The organism is Exiguobacterium sp. s63 (genome assembly GCF_018617335.1).
Taxonomy (GTDB): domain Bacteria; phylum Bacillota; class Bacilli; order Exiguobacteriales; family Exiguobacteriaceae; genus Exiguobacterium.
In genome coordinates this window covers 155,889-171,947 of record NZ_JACSKB010000004.1, presented here as the reverse complement: position 1 = coordinate 171,947, position 16,059 = coordinate 155,889, and the positions used below count along the sequence as shown (strand labels likewise).

Annotated in this window: 15 protein-coding genes; 11 read left to right on the top strand and 4 right to left on the bottom strand. The window is 47.5% G+C overall.

All coding sequences use genetic code 11. The features are described 5' to 3' along the window. Positions 1 to 32: 32 nt before the first annotated feature. The gene (locus KNO90_RS12975; RefSeq protein ID WP_215113764.1) at positions 33 to 1,175 is read left to right on the top strand and encodes an MFS transporter; all 1,143 of its coding nucleotides are present in this window, start codon (positions 33 to 35) and stop codon (positions 1,173 to 1,175) included. 38 nt (positions 1,176 to 1,213) lie between these two features. On the opposite strand, the gene KNO90_RS12970 is transcribed toward KNO90_RS12975, so the two are convergent. Continuing rightward, positions 1,214 to 1,516 (bottom strand): hypothetical protein, encoded by a 303-nt coding sequence (locus KNO90_RS12970; RefSeq protein WP_214742856.1) that lies wholly within the window; start codon positions 1,514 to 1,516, stop codon positions 1,214 to 1,216. A gap of 132 nt (positions 1,517 to 1,648) precedes the next feature. Further along, complete coding sequence (locus KNO90_RS12965) at positions 1,649 to 2,593, bottom strand: DMT family transporter (protein WP_214742855.1); 945 nt, start codon at positions 2,591 to 2,593, stop codon at positions 1,649 to 1,651. A gap of 199 nt (positions 2,594 to 2,792) precedes the next feature. Here KNO90_RS12965 and KNO90_RS12960 point away from each other — a divergent pair, with 199 nt between their 5' ends. The 4 genes from KNO90_RS12960 (at position 2,793) to KNO90_RS12945 (ending at position 7,260) form a co-directional block, all read left to right on the top strand. Next, the gene (locus tag KNO90_RS12960) at positions 2,793 to 4,700 is read left to right on the top strand and encodes a heavy metal translocating P-type ATPase (RefSeq protein ID WP_215113763.1); all 1,908 of its coding nucleotides are present in this window, start codon (positions 2,793 to 2,795) and stop codon (positions 4,698 to 4,700) included. A 110-nt stretch (positions 4,701 to 4,810) separates the two neighbouring features. Next, on the top strand, positions 4,811 to 5,737 hold the full coding sequence (locus tag KNO90_RS12955) for a carbohydrate kinase family protein (protein ID WP_214742853.1): 927 nt from the start codon (positions 4,811 to 4,813) through the stop codon (positions 5,735 to 5,737). Between the two features lie 67 nt (positions 5,738 to 5,804). Further along, positions 5,805 to 6,242 (top strand): NUDIX domain-containing protein, encoded by a 438-nt coding sequence (locus KNO90_RS12950; protein ID WP_214742896.1) that lies wholly within the window; start codon positions 5,805 to 5,807, stop codon positions 6,240 to 6,242. Between the two features lie 64 nt (positions 6,243 to 6,306). Further along, the gene (locus KNO90_RS12945; RefSeq protein WP_215113762.1) at positions 6,307 to 7,260 is read left to right on the top strand and encodes a YihY/virulence factor BrkB family protein; all 954 of its coding nucleotides are present in this window, start codon (positions 6,307 to 6,309) and stop codon (positions 7,258 to 7,260) included. A gap of 36 nt (positions 7,261 to 7,296) precedes the next feature. On the opposite strand, the gene KNO90_RS12940 is transcribed toward KNO90_RS12945, so the two are convergent. Further along, entirely contained in the window at positions 7,297 to 7,830 is a 534-nt protein-coding gene (locus KNO90_RS12940) for a beta-class carbonic anhydrase (protein WP_251127479.1), read from the bottom strand. Between the two features lie 35 nt (positions 7,831 to 7,865). After that, a complete protein-coding gene (locus KNO90_RS12935) occupies positions 7,866 to 8,765 on the bottom strand; it encodes a 1,4-dihydroxy-2-naphthoate polyprenyltransferase (RefSeq protein ID WP_214742850.1) in 900 nt (299 codons plus the stop codon). A gap of 168 nt (positions 8,766 to 8,933) precedes the next feature. Between KNO90_RS12935 and KNO90_RS12930 the strand changes: the two genes are divergently transcribed. The 6 genes from KNO90_RS12930 to menC are packed head-to-tail and all read left to right on the top strand — an operon-like array spanning position 8,934 to position 16,043. After that, complete coding sequence (locus tag KNO90_RS12930) at positions 8,934 to 10,322, top strand: isochorismate synthase (RefSeq protein ID WP_214742849.1); 1,389 nt, start codon at positions 8,934 to 8,936, stop codon at positions 10,320 to 10,322. Then, positions 10,315 to 11,964: a 2-succinyl-5-enolpyruvyl-6-hydroxy-3-cyclohexene-1-carboxylic-acid synthase gene (gene menD, locus KNO90_RS12925; RefSeq protein WP_215113761.1), complete on the top strand. Its 1,650-nt coding sequence runs from the start codon at positions 10,315 to 10,317 to the stop codon at positions 11,962 to 11,964. The genes KNO90_RS12930 and menD overlap by 8 nt, the downstream gene beginning before the upstream one ends. Then, on the top strand, positions 11,961 to 12,740 hold the full coding sequence (locus KNO90_RS12920) for an alpha/beta fold hydrolase (RefSeq protein ID WP_215113760.1): 780 nt from the start codon (positions 11,961 to 11,963) through the stop codon (positions 12,738 to 12,740). Before menD ends, KNO90_RS12920 begins: the two co-directional genes overlap by 4 nt. A gap of 1 nt (position 12,741) precedes the next feature. Next, entirely contained in the window at positions 12,742 to 13,566 is an 825-nt protein-coding gene (gene menB / locus KNO90_RS12915) for a 1,4-dihydroxy-2-naphthoyl-CoA synthase (RefSeq protein WP_214696369.1), read from the top strand. 51 nt (positions 13,567 to 13,617) lie between these two features. Then, positions 13,618 to 14,976 carry an o-succinylbenzoate--CoA ligase gene (gene menE, locus KNO90_RS12910; RefSeq protein WP_215113759.1) on the top strand — a complete coding sequence of 453 codons (1,359 nt, stop codon included), beginning with the start codon at positions 13,618 to 13,620 and terminating at the stop codon, positions 14,974 to 14,976. Continuing rightward, a complete protein-coding gene (menC, locus tag KNO90_RS12905; protein WP_215113758.1) occupies positions 14,973 to 16,043 on the top strand; it encodes an o-succinylbenzoate synthase in 1,071 nt (356 codons plus the stop codon). Before menE ends, menC begins: the two co-directional genes overlap by 4 nt. Positions 16,044 to 16,059: the final 16 nt, after the last annotated feature.

Here is a 16,059-nt window from a genome sequence, read left to right as displayed (position 1 = left end):
GGCTTTTTACTTTGACTTCATGAGGTGAATGTATGCTCCGCTTTCGTTTTATGATCTTATTATTGATCGTCTTTATTTCCGGTTTGATTCAAGGTGCCCTGATTCCGCTCCTTTCCACGCTGATTGAACGGGACGGTGCTCCGGCCTGGGTGAACGGATTGAACGCGACGATGCTCTACGTCGGCGTGATCGTATCCGCGCCTCTCTTGGAGCGCTTCGTCCGAAAATACGGATTCCGTCCGACCATCGTCCTTGGTATCGTCTTGACGGGTATTGCTACCTTCGCCTTACCAATTTGGCCGTCCTTACTCGTTTGGGCGATGATGCGGTTCTTCATCGGGTTTGGCGATTCTGCCTTACATTACGGCTCGCAAGTATGGGTCACGTCCGCTAGCGATAAGCGCAGCCTCGGTCGAGCGATGGCGTATTATGGCATGTCGTTCAGTCTCGGTTTCGCCATCGGTCCATTGATTGCCCCACTCGTCGACCTATGGTTTTGGCTACCCTTCTTAGTCATCGTCTTCTTCTGTCTCGCTTCGTTGATGCTCGTCTTTAAAGTTGAGAATGAGTTTCCGGAGGTCGAAAAAGTGAGGACTGACTCGAAGGGACGAATTCGACTGATTCTTATCGGTGCTGGATACACGCTTCTCCCCGCCTTTACATACGGTTTTCTTGAAGCGAGTTTAAATGCCAATTTCCCTATTTTCACCTCTCGGAATGGGATGAGTTTGACAGAAACGAGTACACTCATCACGACGTTCATCGTCATGTCGATTGTCGTTCAGCTTCCGCTTGGTCGTCTCGCAGACTTGTATGGTAAGAAACGGATCTTACAAATCGTGCTGACGTTCGGGACACTTGTGTTTGCCTTAGCCAATCTCGTAGTCGACCACTATGTCGGCCTACTCATTCTATTTGCGCTTGCCGGCGCCGGACTAGGATCGACCTATTCACTTGGGTTGGCCCACATGACAGAAGTGCTCCCCCGTTCGTTACTGCCAACGGGAAACATGCTGTACAGCATCTCGTTTAGCATCGGCTCAATCTCAGGTCCGATGATTGGCGCCTTTTGGTTGTCTTTACCGAAAGAAGTCTATTTCTTTATGTACGCCGTCATTCTCGGTATTCTGGCGCTTCGACTTTTCACGTCGACCGCCAAGCCGATCGACATATAAACAGAGGCAGATGGTTCCCATGAACCATCTGCCTCTGTTTATTCTACAACGCGTTCCATTTCTTCGTCGTTTAACTGTAAAGCTTGAATGAACACTTCGTCTAGCGCGAATGGCTCCGTGTCTAGTGAAGCGAGGACATCAGATTTTAGCGTCACCTCTACGACACGGTCATCGAACTGCCATCGCGTCTGAATATCGTCACCCCGTCTTGTGGCGCGAGTCGCCACTGGACCGTGACGTTCTTTTAAACTTTGACTCACGCACTTCATCACGTACTTCACGTACTCATCTTTCGGTTGACGCGAGATGAGAATGTTTCGGACGATTCGATTTCTAGTCATTGTTTTTCCTCCTCTCTTTGAATGATTGTGCACGCAAGTCTTTTCAAACGAAGACCGATTTTCGAACTTTAAAATTCAGAATTTTTAATATATTTTGGCATGGGATTTCAATTCCGTCAACTCTGTCTCGTTTCAAATGTGATCGATTTGTTTTTTCGTACGGCGACCTTGGAAATACGTCGATAAATAAATCCCGACGATGACGAACCCAAGCCCGACAACCGCATTCCACGGAATCGTTTCACCGAGTAAAATCCCTGACAACATGACCCCAAATAAGGGAACTAAGAAGATATAGAGTGAGATTCGACTGACCGGATTGTATTTCATCAACGTGTTCCACAATGTAAAGCCAATCGCTGATAACATCGCCAAGTAAAACAGAAATGCAATTGTCTGTCCGGTATATGGCATGTCGATGCCATTTGGATCTAATAGATAGCCGATGATCAGTAGCCCGACAGAACCAATCACCATTGCCCAAGCTGTCATCGGAGCAACATCATATATTCTTGAGTAATCCTTCGCAATTAAGTTCCCGAATGCCCCGGATACCATTGCCAAGATGAGTAAAATTTCACCTAAGCCGAATCCGACTTCCGACCCGGTCGCCGGCCAGTTCGCGATCACGATTCCAGAAAACCCAAACGTCAGAGCAAACCCTTTCAAACGATTCAACTTATCGTCTTCATACCGGAAATGAGCGAGAGCCATTTGAAAGAATGATGTGGAACCGGCAATGATTGACCCTTGAACGCCGGTCGAAATAGAAAGTCCGATATAGAAGAACAAATATTGTAGGAACGTCAAAAATGAACCGAGATGCGCATACGCTTTAAACTTTTCACGCGTCAATCGGACCGACCGTTTTAACACAGTCTGACTAATTAAAAGTAGCAATAGTCCGGCAAGTAAAAAGCGCTCTCCTGCGAATAACAACTGTTGTCCATATTCATTCGACTGAATATCCAGTTTTTCATAGCTTAGTTTAATGAATGGGAAGGCACTCCCCCATAACAATGTATTAAAAATCGCTAAAAACGCCACTGTCCAAGGGCGTTGAAATATATTCTGCATGACACAAAAACTCCTTAATCTTTATATTTGTTAGTACCCGCTGAGCATGTTAAAATAAATCTAGATAATAATTATTATAAATTAAAAAATCACATCAAACGTCGCAATCAACCTTATTTTAAGCCGATTGAAGATGATAATCATCATCACTCATTATCATTTAATCGAGATTCATTATCAATTAGAAAGAAGGGATTTCATGAACGTCCAACCGGTCACACACGAAAAAAGCCACGTTTTCAAACGGGCTAGCTGGTACGAACATATCGAATTGATCATGGCGCTCATCAGCGGTGTATTGATTGTACTCGCTTATATCGCCGAAACACAAGGCGGAGCTTCTTGGACTTACGTCACGCTTTACTTATCTGCCTTTTTCATCGGCGGCTACGCCAAAGCGAAGGAAGGAATCACGGACACCATCGAAACGAAATCGCTTAACGTAGAACTTCTCATGATTATCGCTGCCATCGGTGCCGCATCCATCGGTTACTGGATGGAGGGAGCAATTCTCATCTTCATTTTCGCCCTATCCGGTGCCCTTGAGACGTATACGATGAATAAGAATGAACGAGCTCTCGAATCGCTAATGGAATTACAACCTGAACAAGCGACTCGTCTGACTGCTTCTGATGAACTTGAAGTGGTTCATATCAATGACCTAAAAGTCGGTGATCGAATCTATGTTCGTCCGGGCGAACGCATCCCTGTCGATGGACGAATCATAAAGGGAAGCGCTTCTGTCGAAGAAGCAGCCATTACGGGAGAGTCCGTTCCTGTCGACCGCCAAGTCGGTGAGGACGTGTTCGGTTCAAGCGTCAACTTAAACGGTGTTTTGACAATTGAAGTGACAAAACTGGCAACCGAGACCCTGTTCCAAAAAATCATTCAAATGGTTCAACAAGCACAGGAAGAAAAGTCGCCATCTGCCCAGTTCATCGATCGCTATGAAGGACGGTATGTTCAAATCGTTCTCTTCTCTGTCGCAGCCATCATCTTGCTCGGACCATTTTTCACATCATGGTCTCTCGAAACGAGCATTTACCGGGGGATGATTCTTCTCGTCGTCGCTTCCCCTTGTGCTCTCGTCGCTGCCATCACGCCAGCTGCCCTGGCCGCCATCGCCTCTTCAGCAAAACACGGCATTCTCTTTAAAGGTGGCGCTCATATCGAGAATATGGGACGTCTAAAAGCCATTGCGTTTGACAAGACCGGCACACTTACAATCGGGAAACCAATTGTACAAGAAGCGATTATTTCATCTGATTTGCATGAAAACGACGTCAACCGAATCGTCAGTTTGATTGAAGAACACTCGATGCATCCGCTTGCTGAAGCTCTCGTATCGTATACCGGAAAACATACCGGGGAAATGACACACTTTAAAGACATCACAGGTTCTGGGATTGAAGCGACGATTGACGGTGTCACGTATCGCGTTGGGAAACAAAAATTTGCGGACCGGAGCGGAGATTTCTATAAAGAGGACGTTGAGCGTTTAAAAGAAGCGGGTCATACGCTCGTCTTCATCAGTGATGAAACACGTACAATCGGCGCGTACGCCTTGCGTGACACACTACGTCCCGAGGCAACGGTAGCGATTCAGCGATTGAATGACCTCGGCATTGCAACCATCATGATTACTGGAGACAATGAAGCGACCGCTCGCGCCATCGCGAACGAAGCCGGATTGACACGCTATATCGCTGAATGTTTGCCAGAAGAGAAGGTTTCGCAAATTAAGACGTTACGTGAAGAGTATGGGGCAATCGGGATGATTGGCGACGGAATCAATGATGCACCTGCGCTCGCAACCGCTGATGTCGGGATTGCTATGGGCGAAGGAACAGACGCCGCTCTCGAAACGGCAGATGTCGTCTTGATGAAAAACGATCTCGTTCGATTGAGTGACGCGATTCGTCAATCGCGGAAGTTGAATCGAATCGTCCTGCAAAACGTTGTCTTCGCCCTAGCTGTCATCCTTGTATTGATTGCGACGAACATTTTTGAACTACTCATCATGCCGTTTGCCGTTGTCGGTCACGAAGGTTCTACCATCCTTGTCATTTTAAACGGTCTCCGTCTCCTCACATCATCCTGGGAGTAATTCGACAAAATAGAATCGATGATTGAAACAATTTGTCGATTTCGTTATAATTGAAACAATGTGTCTACAGACTGAAACAGACGAAAGACTGACTAAAGGTGGTACAAGATATGAATACGATTGCAGTCATCGGCAAGGTGTTTGTCGATATTAAAGGAACGTCCTTCGCACCGCTCCATAAAGATGCGAAGAATGTCGGCGACATCACGTTTTCCAATGGTGGAACAGGTCGAAACGTTGCTCAGAACTTAGGCGTGCTCGGCAACGACGTCCGCTTCGTCTCAACCGTCACGAATGACCAGATCGGTGTCGGTGTCCTCGAAGAGTTGCGTTGTTTGAACGTAAACGTCGACGGCGTCGACATGCTCGAGGATAATGGTATGGGGATGTGGCTCGCTGTCATGGACAACAACGGCGACCTTCAAACGTCTATTTCGAAGCAACCGGACGAAGCACGAATGGAAGAAGCAATTTTACGTCAAATCGATACGGTCTTTGAAGAGAGCGATGCCGTTGCGATCGACTTAGACTTATCGGTCAACGTCTTGAACGAGACGATCGAGTTATGTCGTGAAATGGATTTACCGCTCTATGGTGTCTGTGGTCACCTATCTGTCATCGAACGAAACCGTCATTTACTTCAAGGTTTCACCGGATTTATCTGCAGTCGTGAAGAAGCGGAAATCTTATCCGACATGTCGATTGTCACAGTTGACGATGCGTTACGTGTCGCAGAAGTACTCGCTATGAAAGGCGCCCCCCTCACGATCGTCACGATGAGCGAGCTCGGCGCCGTATATGTCGACCTTCGAACGAACGAACAGGGTCATGTTCCGACAACAAAAGTGAAAGTCGCTGATTCAACTGGAGCTGGCGATTCTTTCTTCTCCGCTGTCATCTCTGAACTGATGAAAAAGCATTCAATCGAAGAGGCACTTCGCCTCGGCATGCGCGTCGCAGGAAAAGTCATCGCCTCACATGAAAATGGATTGACGCAAGATATGTATGATTCTTTGGAACAACCTACGCAAAAATGAGTTGAACGCATCGGCGAATCGTCGATGCGTTTTGTGCAAATTTACAGGAACGAAAGGAACGATTTCAGTGGTTCGAACGAAATTAAGAAGTGCAGTCATTTTAACGAATGATCAGGATGAAGTTGCTTTAATCCGGCGTGAAAAAGAAAACGTCTTATACTACGTCTTTCCGGGTGGTGGCGTGGAATATGGACATACGACAGAAGAAACGGCGATTCGCGAAGCATTCGAAGAGCTTGGTGTTCATGTGGAATTAGAAGGGGTCGCTGCTTACGTCGCATTCAACAACGAATTAAATCCTTACTATTGGGCGAAGATAACCGGTGGCGAATTCGGAACAGGTACGGGCGAAGAATTCCAAGAAGAGCAAACGAACGGTTCCTACACCCCGATGTGGATTAAACGGTCGGCTCTTCCCCACCTCCCGGTTCGCCCACCGTCACTCGCTGAAAAACTCGCCTCATCCGAGACACGATTTTACGATTTGACGTTGTCTGAAGATTAATCAGGTGTATCCTCACCCGAATTCGGGAAACGTTTTTTAACGACCGAGTCAGGAGGGTTTTATGATGGCAATGACGGAAGTAAACGAAAAGAAGAATTGGCTCTCTTTCGCGAAGGAGTTATTCCGACGCTTTAAAGAGCATGATGTACAAGACTACGGGGCTACTCTCGCATTCTTTTGGTTTTTATCGATTTTCCCGGGAATCATTTTTATTTTGGCACTCTTATCTTTTTTTGAAATCTCACAAGAGTCCTTTCAAAATCAATTAAACGATTTAGCACCAGGCTCAGCCGCTTCCGAATTTTTAACCGGTATTTTCGAAGCGATTGGCGAACCACGTGGCGGTCTCTTGTCACTCGGTGCGATTTTGGCCATTTGGTCCGCCTCAAAAGGGGTTGACCGCCTGATCACCACTTCACTTCACGCCTACGGGGAAGACAATGAACGCAATTTTTTCGTGAAGAAGGGACTTGCCCTCGGATTGACGATTTTATTAGGGATCGGGATGCTGTTACTCATTCTCTCAAACGTATTCGGATCTCAAATCATCTCGTTCGTCACTGAATACTTACCCGTCAACATTACCGGGGCCGAAGAAATGATGATTAACGTATTCCGATATGTTCTGACAACCGTCGTCTTGATTTTGACACTTTCGATTTTTTATAAAGTATCTCCACAACAACACGTCTTTTGGAAAAGTACGATTCCTGGCGCCATTTTTGGCGTCATCGGATGGCAACTCGTCTCCCTCGGATTTAGTTTGTACGTTTCAAACTTCGGGAGCTATGATTCGACGTATGGGTCCCTTGGTGGAATCATCGTCACGTTGCTCTGGTTGCAACTCACCGGGATGATTATTCTCATCGGTTCTGAGATCAATGCAACGTGGATGCGTTTCTTCAAAACACCGAGTGAGCAAGAATACGAACGTGACTTTAAAAAGAACAAAAAGAAAGCGAAAGAACAAAAAGCAGAAGACAATTACGATGACATCCCGACGAATACGTATGGGTAACAAAAAAGGGCGCGTTCGGCTGAACGCGCCCTTTTCTTATACTTCTACCGGATCGAGACGACCCGTCGCTGGATCAATCACAAATCCATGAACGTTTGTCCCTGGTGGAAGCAACGGATGATTGTTGATCAAGTTGATAGAATGAACGACATTCTCTTCGACTGAATCAAACCCATGTAACCATTGTTCTAAATCCATTCCTGACGATTTCAACGTCTTCAATGTTTGTGAATCGATTCCTCGACGCTCCATCTCTTCAATGACTACAGATGGTTCGATTGCCGCCATCCCACAGTCATAATGTCCGACGACGACGACTTCCTCTGCACCTAGTGCATAGAGCGCTACTAAAATTGAGCGCATTGCCGAACCGAATGGATGGGACAAGACAGCGCCCGCATTTTTGATGATTTTAGCGTCCCCGTTCTTGAGTCCGAGCGCTTGAGGCAACAGTTCCGTCAAACGCGTATCCATACACGTTAAAATGACAATTTTTTTATCCGGAAATTTATCAGATACGAACGGCTCGTACTGTTTTTCCTCTACGAAACGTTTATTGAATTCAAGCATTTCTTTTACGACTGACACGTTAACGCCTCCCCTTTTTACAATACAAATCTTGATACGATCAACCCAATGACCATCCACGCCCCGAACAACGTGTTCACTTTCGCCGTCATCGCCATAGCAGGCATCAATTCCGCCGGTTCAGCCTTTTTCCAAAACTGTTGAATGGCTCTTACCATGACCGGAACCGTGAAGAGTGACAATAGAACCCAAGGTGTGACTCCATAATACACGACGGCGACGATGATTCCGACTAGTGCAGCGATAAAGAATAAGGCAAGTACATATACCGCACGCCGATGCCCGACGAGACAAGCAATCGTTTTTCGACCATTCTCTTTATCGTTATCTAAATCACGAATGTTATTCGCAAGTAAGATCGCACCAATCAACAATGCCATCGGGAACGACACGAGTAACAACTCTGTTGTCACCGTATTCATTTGAATATAGCCGGAAATCCCGATGATGACATAACCCATGAATAATCCAGCAACCAGTTCCCCAAACGGTGTATAGGCAATCGGAAGCGGACCACCCGTGTACAAGTATCCGACAAGCATCGACAACGCTCCGACCCATAATAGATGCCAACTCGTAGAAGCTGCGATATAGAGTCCGAGTAATGCGGAGATGGCATACATGCTAAGGGCAATTGTCAACACTTGTTGAGGTGTGAATCCATCCCGAACGATAGAGCCACCGATTCCGATAGAACCTTCATGATCAAGTCCGCGCTTATAATCATAATACTCGTTAAATAAGTTCGTCGCGATTTGAATGAGGACAGACGCCACTAACATGGCGAGAAAGAGTCCCCACTTCAGTTCCGTTTGATCGAGGACGATGAACGTCCCGAGCAATACCGGAATAAAGCTAGCTGTCAGGGTATGCGGGCGAATCATTCGCCAATATGCACCCTTTGATTTCTGTTTCATTTCTTTCCCTCCCTACGTTAGTTTACGTCTCGATGAAAAAATCTGTCAACGTCAGCCCGACATCTCGTATTCCTTACAATTTCTCGAGCATTTCATAGACAGGTGAGTCGGGAACTCGTGATACACTAAAGAGTGAGAATTCTATCGGATTGAGGAGGCTTTTCTTTTATGCCAGATACTCAAACACATATAAAACAACGAATCGAACAAGCCCATAAACGGGCGCGTGCTTGGCAGCGACCTGTCCTAGCAGCCTACACATGGGAGGTTTCGGCGTTCGATGCTTTCCAAATCATCCAGAACACCGATACGTCTCACTACTACTTCATGACACCGGACCGCACACTTGAGATGCTTGGTTGCGGGGATGCGCTCGTCTTGAGCGCTTCTGGACCTGAGCGCTTTCAGCGACTTCAGTACGATTGGAGTTTACATCGACGAGACGTCGATGCCAAAATCTATGCGTTTGCCGGATTTTCATTCGACACGTTTATGCGACCACAAAAGAGCATGTGGGATGCCTTTGGGGAGGCATCACTCGTCGTCCCAAAATTTCTATACCGTCGTTACAAAGATCGACACACGATGACCGTCGCCACCCTCGTTTCTTCAAAACAATCGGTCGAACAGTATTTAATCCAATTGGCCGATCAATTGGCTCAATTTAATCTGCTTCGCCCATCTGAAGAATCCACGCCATCTTATTCGAAAGTAAAGGATGGAATCGATCATTATAAATCGAGTTTTCAACAAGCGAAACAATTGATTGAAGAAGAGCGAGTGGAAAAGCTAGTCATTGCCCGAGAAGAAATTTATCAACGCTCTGAAGGTGCCTTTCCGTTTGCTAAAAGTTTAAAACACTTAGCAGACCACCAGGAGTCGAGTTACATCTACTTATATCAACCGAAGCGGGACATCGGGTTCTTCGGAGCAACACCTGAGCGATTGATTCAAAAAGAAGGTTTGCACCTCCACACCGCAGCAATCGCCGGCACAATCAAACGTCCAAAAACCGAAATTGAAGCCGACCTCGCGAAAGAGTACCTATTGAATGATGCCAAAAACCGAGAAGAGCATCAGATTGTCGTGAAAGATATTAAACAAGCATTGACACCGTACACGGCACCGATTCAAACGAGCGAGACCCCACAAATCCTTGCGAATCGCTCTGTGTTCCATCTGCATACACCAATTGAGGCGATACTTGAAACGAACGCCTCGCTGTTGTCATTGGCGGAAGCCTTACATCCGACGCCTGCACTCGGCGGGTCACCGAAGCGGACATCGGTCCGATTGCTTCGTGAAGTCGAGCGCTTCGACCGCGGATGGTATGGTTCTCCCTTTGGTTGGATTGACAATGAAGGGGATGGAGAATTTATCGTCGCCATCCGCTCCGCGCTCGTTCAACATCAGTTCGTTGCGCTTTATGCAGGAGGCGGCATCGTCAAAGACTCTGTCCTAGAACAAGAGCTCGAAGAAACAGAAATGAAAATGAGTCCAATCAAACAAGCACTGCAGTTTGATTCGCACGACCAAGGAGGCAGCCCACATGAATAAGATGTTGACCGAATGGGTGGCGTCTATGGTGAATCGACTAGTTGAATCCGGTGTGAAGGATGTCGTCATCAGCCCAGGTTCTCGTTCGACCCCGCTCGCTGTGGCAGCTTATCTACACCCTCATCTTCGTCACCACATCATCGTCGACGAACGTTCTGCCGCATTTTTCGCGCTCGGTCTGACACGTTCAACGGACACTGTCCGTCCTGTCGCACTCATTTGCACGAGCGGTACAGCCGCGACGAATTATTACTCGGCTGTGACGGAAGCGTATATTTCTCAGCTACCGCTCATTGTTCTCACGACCGACCGACCGCATGAACTCCGAAATGTCGGGGCACCCCAGACGATCAATCAAGTCAGGTTATACGGCGAACAGGTAAAAATGAGCCTCGACCTCCCCGTTCCGGAAGAAGTGACGCTCTCATTCATGCAACAGACGGTCACCCGGTTCACAAGTGTTGCCATGCAGGCTCCGATGGGACCGGTTCATTTAAATGTCCCGTTCCGAGAACCATTGCTTCCAGACCTTGAATACTTAAAGCAAATTCTAAAAGGTGAACCAATTACACGAGAAAGACAGCGCGTTCGTCCGACACGTGCCGACCGTGATCTCTTTTCAGAACGGACACACCAAAAACAACTCGCTTTCGTCGTCGGGCCCTCTACACCGTCAACATGGCAAGAAGGAATATATGAATTCGCGACGGAACATAACATTCCGATTTTCGCCGATCCACTTAGCGATATGCGGCGTTTTGATGATGTCTTGACGAACTATGACACGTGGCTCGCAAGTGAGCATCGTGCCGACTGGTTACCCGATGTATTCATCCGCTTCGGTGCCGCACCCGTTTCCAAGCGGTTCAATCAATGGATGTCTTCGGCTGACCAACTTGTGGTCGAAGAACCCGGTTCTTACCGTGACCCGAGTAGCCACGCGACCATCTGTTATGGAGACGCGCTCGACTTTTTACCACTTATTGAATCAATCAATGCACCACATTATATCGAACGACTACGTCTCTTCGAAGAGATCGCCGAGTCAGCAAAAGCTTCCCTTCAAGGAGAAGCGGAATTGACGAAACGATTACTTGATACGTCAATCGAACGACTTTTTGTCAGTAACAGTATGCCAATTCGCGATGTCGATACGACATTATCAGCCGGAAAACCAGTTCAAGTCCTCGCCAATCGAGGCGCAAATGGGATTGACGGTGTGATATCGAGCGCGCTCGGCAGTTGTTATGACACGACCCAAGCCGCTCTACTTATTGGTGATTTGGCATTCTATCATGATAGCAATGCCTTACAACTGTTAAAACATCACCCCGGAAAATTTTCTGTCGTCATTTCGAATAACAATGGCGGAGGAATCTTCTCCTTTTTACCGCAGGTTTCAGTTGACGCTCAGCTATTCGAAGATTTGTTCGGGACACCACTCGATTTAAACATTCGTGGATTTGCGGAGACGTACGGTTTGACCTATCGTTTGATTGAACGGCCCGATGACATTCAAACAGCAGTAGAAGATGGCATTCACTTGATTGAATTCCCATCAAATCGCGAGCAGAATGTCATCACACATCGAGAATGGACACAATCCGTTTGCGCTCGCCTCATCACGGAAAATGAAGCATGAATATCGACTTGAGAGGTGTCCGCTACGAGGTAACTGTTCAAGGAGAAGGCAAACCAGTGCTGTTCCTACACGGGTTCACGGGAACTAGTCACTGGATTGATTGGCTGCCTGCGATGCCGATCCGCTCCGTATCCCCTTCACTCCTTCAACATGGGTCAACGGAACATCCTACTGTCGGCCGTTCGACAATGAGTCAACAAGTTGAGGACCTTTCACGCCTACTCGATTTAGACGACCGTCCATGGACGGTCGTCGGGTATTCACTCGGTGGTCGGATCGCATTAACGCTCGCCGCATGCGACAAGCGCGTCGAACATGTCATCGGGATCAGTACGACACCCGGCCTCCGTTCTTCGAAAGAACGGTCAGCTCGCCGACGTCAAGACGAAGAACTCGCTCGCTTCATCGAAACCGAAGGACTCGTTGCTTTCGTCAAACGATGGGAGAGCCTTCCGCTTTGGCGACAAACAGAAGAAATGAAGCATGCACTTCGAAAGGACCGTCTCGCACAAGACCCAACTGCTCTTGCGAACAGTTTGCGAGCTATCGGAACGGGTCATATGCCATCGCTATGGGGCGCCCTAGAGCATCTTCCTCGTACCGATTTGATTGTCGGAGCAGAAGATCATAAGTTCAACGCGATTGCGCGACAGATGCAGGAAGAACGGTCTGATCTTAAAATTTATGAAATTTCAAATGCGGGGCATGCTCCTCATATCGAGAATGCACCAGAGTTTGGTACAATAATAAAGAAATTGATTTTAGGGGGTATTTAAAATGGAATCAGTAGCGAACTGGACATCGGTCCGTACGTATGAAGACATTAAATATGAGACATGGAATGGGATTGCTAAAATCACCATCAACCGTCCAGAGGTACGCAACGCGTTCCGTCCGTTGACGGTCAATGAATTGATTGACGCATTCGCACGCGCACGTGACGACAAAGAAGTCGGCGTCATCATCTTGACGGGTGAAGGCGAAAAGGCATTCTGTTCAGGTGGAGACCAAAAAGTTCGTGGGCATGGCGGATACGTCGGGGAAGATGAAATCCCGCGCTTGAACGTCCTCGACCTTCAACGCCTCATTCGCGTCATTCCAAAACCGGTCATCGCCATGGTCGCAGGTTTCGCAATCGGCGGAGGGCATGTCCTTCACGTCGTATGTGACTTAACGATTGCAGCGGACAACGCTCGCTTCGGACAAACAGGTCCTAAAGTCGGTTCGTTCGATGCAGGATACGGTTCTGGTTACTTAGCACGCATCATCGGTCATAAGAAAGCTCGTGAAATCTGGTACCTCTGCCGCCAGTACGATGCGCAAGAAGCACTCGAAATGGGACTCGTCAACACCGTCGTCCCTCTCGATCAACTCGAAGCAGAAACAGTCAAGTGGTGCCAAGAAATCTTACAACACTCACCGACTGCACTTCGCTTCTTGAAAGCAGCGATGAACGCAGACACAGACGGTCTTGCTGGCCTTCAGCAACTCGCTGGAGATGCAACGCTTCTCTACTACACAACGGATGAAGCGAAAGAAGGACGCGATGCGTTCAAAGAAAAACGTGATCCTGACTTCGGTCAATTCCCACGTTTCCCTTAATTTTGTTGAGAGAGTAGCGATTCCGCTACTCTTTTTTTGGAGGTTACACATATGTATGAATGGATTCATCAACATCCGGCATCACAGATTGCACTCGTAACAAGCGAGGAAAGACTGACGTGGAAAGCGTTACGTACCGAGAGCTTGCAACTTGCCCAATATATCCATGAACAGGCACCCACTGCCGAGAGAATCGGCATCTTCGCTCAAAACAGCAAAGATTACGTCATCGCCGTCCATGCCGTGCACCTGCTTGGTAAAGTCATCGTGCCGCTGAACACACGATTGACCTTAGAGGAAGTACGCACTCAGTTAAATACAGCAAGAGTCGATTCGCTTCTCGTCGATGACGAGATTGATTTGCCGCTCACACAACTTTTAGTGACACGTCGGGCGCGTTCAGGTTTCACTGTGACACATGAGTGGAAAGAAAATGACACGATGTCTCTCATGTTCACATCCGGTACGACGGGGCGGGCCAAAGCGGTGCAACAGACGTATGGCAATCATCTTGCTAGCGCACGCGCTGCCGAGTCACATCTAGACTATCACGCATCTGACCGTATGTTAGTGGTGACTCCCCTATTTCACATGAGCGGACTGTCACAAGTATATCGGAGTGCCATCATCGGTTCGACACTCTACGTAGAACCACGATTTGATGTCAATCGGACGCTTGACTTGATTCGGACGGAAGGAATCACACAACTGTCTCTCGTCTCCATCATGCTGCAACGACTACTCGATGCAGGACTAGCGCGATATCATCTTCGTACATTGCTCGTCGGTGGTGGTCCCGTCCCTCGTCCGTTACTAGAAGAAGCGGAACGACGACAGTTACCTGTTGCGCAAACATACGGTATGACTGAAACATGCTCTCAAGTCGCCACGCTACTTCCGAACGAAGCACTCTCACATATCGGTTCGAGTGGTCGCCCCATTCCGCCGACAGTGATTCGTATCAATCAAGACGGTGAGATTGAAGTGAAAGGTCCGACGGTGACGAAGGGGTACTTCGAACAACCTGAATCAGACACTTGGACACCCGATGGTTTTTGGCAGACGGGTGACCTCGGAACGATGCAGGATGGTTATCTCTATGTACACGACCGGCGAAGTGATCTCATTATTTCAGGTGGCGAAAATGTATACCCCGCTGAAATTGAAGCCGCCATGTTACGTTGTGCCGGTGTTCAAGATGTCGGCGTCACGAAACAAGCGCATCCGACTTGGGGAGAAGTGCCCGTCGCTTTCGTCGTCGGTTCTTATGACCCGACCGAGATGCAGGAAATCCTCAACTCCCAGTTGGCCAAATACAAGCATCCGATTGCCATTCACCGTGTACCGAACCTACCACGAAATGCGAACGGAAAATTAATGCGTCATCGCTTAAAGGAGCTATTGTCATGATTAAACGTGCCGAACTTTCTATTGTCCCATTGAGATTCAAACACCCAATCGTGACAGCACATGCCGTCTTATCTGTCAGACGTACCATCATCCTCCGTCTCGAGACAGTAGATGGTGCAGTTGGATACGGTGAAGGTGTCGCATTCGAGACTCCTTGGTATACCGAAGAAACGACCCAATCCATGATTGACACATCTAAACTGATTCTTAATCTATTAAAAGGAATGACCGTGACGACTGATCTCTTTCCAAAACTCGTCTCTTCCATCATCGGTCAACGGATGGCAAAAGCAATGTGGGAAAGTGCTTTATGGGAGATCGAGGCAGCACGTGCCAACAAGTCATTGAAGACGTATCTGAAGGCAGGTGATTCAGTTTCTTGCGGGAGAACAATAGGGATTGGTTTACTAAATCAAACGATGAAATCCATCGAGTCGGCCATAGAAGAGGGATTTGAACGAATCAAGTTAAAGGCATTTCCCCACGAACTATTACCTGCACTCCGAGAAATTCGTACCGTCTTCCCAGACGCACCACTTATGATTGATTTGAATGGGAGTGCCTCCGAGCAACCGATTGAATGGTTCCAGCAAATCGATGCCCATCAATTATTGATGATTGAACAACCATACCCGAGCCGACAATTCGTCAAATCAGCGGCTCTCCAACAAAAACTGAATACGCCAATTTGTCTCGATGAGTCGATCACGTCCTATGATGATGTGGAAACGATGACGCAACTAGGTGCAGGCAAAATCGTCAATATTAAACCTGCACGTGTCGGCGGATTGCGTGAGGCGTTAAATATTCGAGAATATGGAATTCCCTACTGGGTCGGCGGAATGTATGAATCAGGCATCGGAAGATATCATACGCTCTTATTCGCATCAATAAGCGGTGCACATTTCCCTGCGGATATGTCGGGGACGAGCGCTTATTTTGAACAAGATTTACTCGATACACCGCTTGAAGTCGAGAACGGGAAATTGTTGCTACCAGATTCGGTACAACCAGATTGGAATCTGATTGAACAACTACGTGAAGAAATGATTACATTACAAACATAAAAGAAGGTGCGGTTCA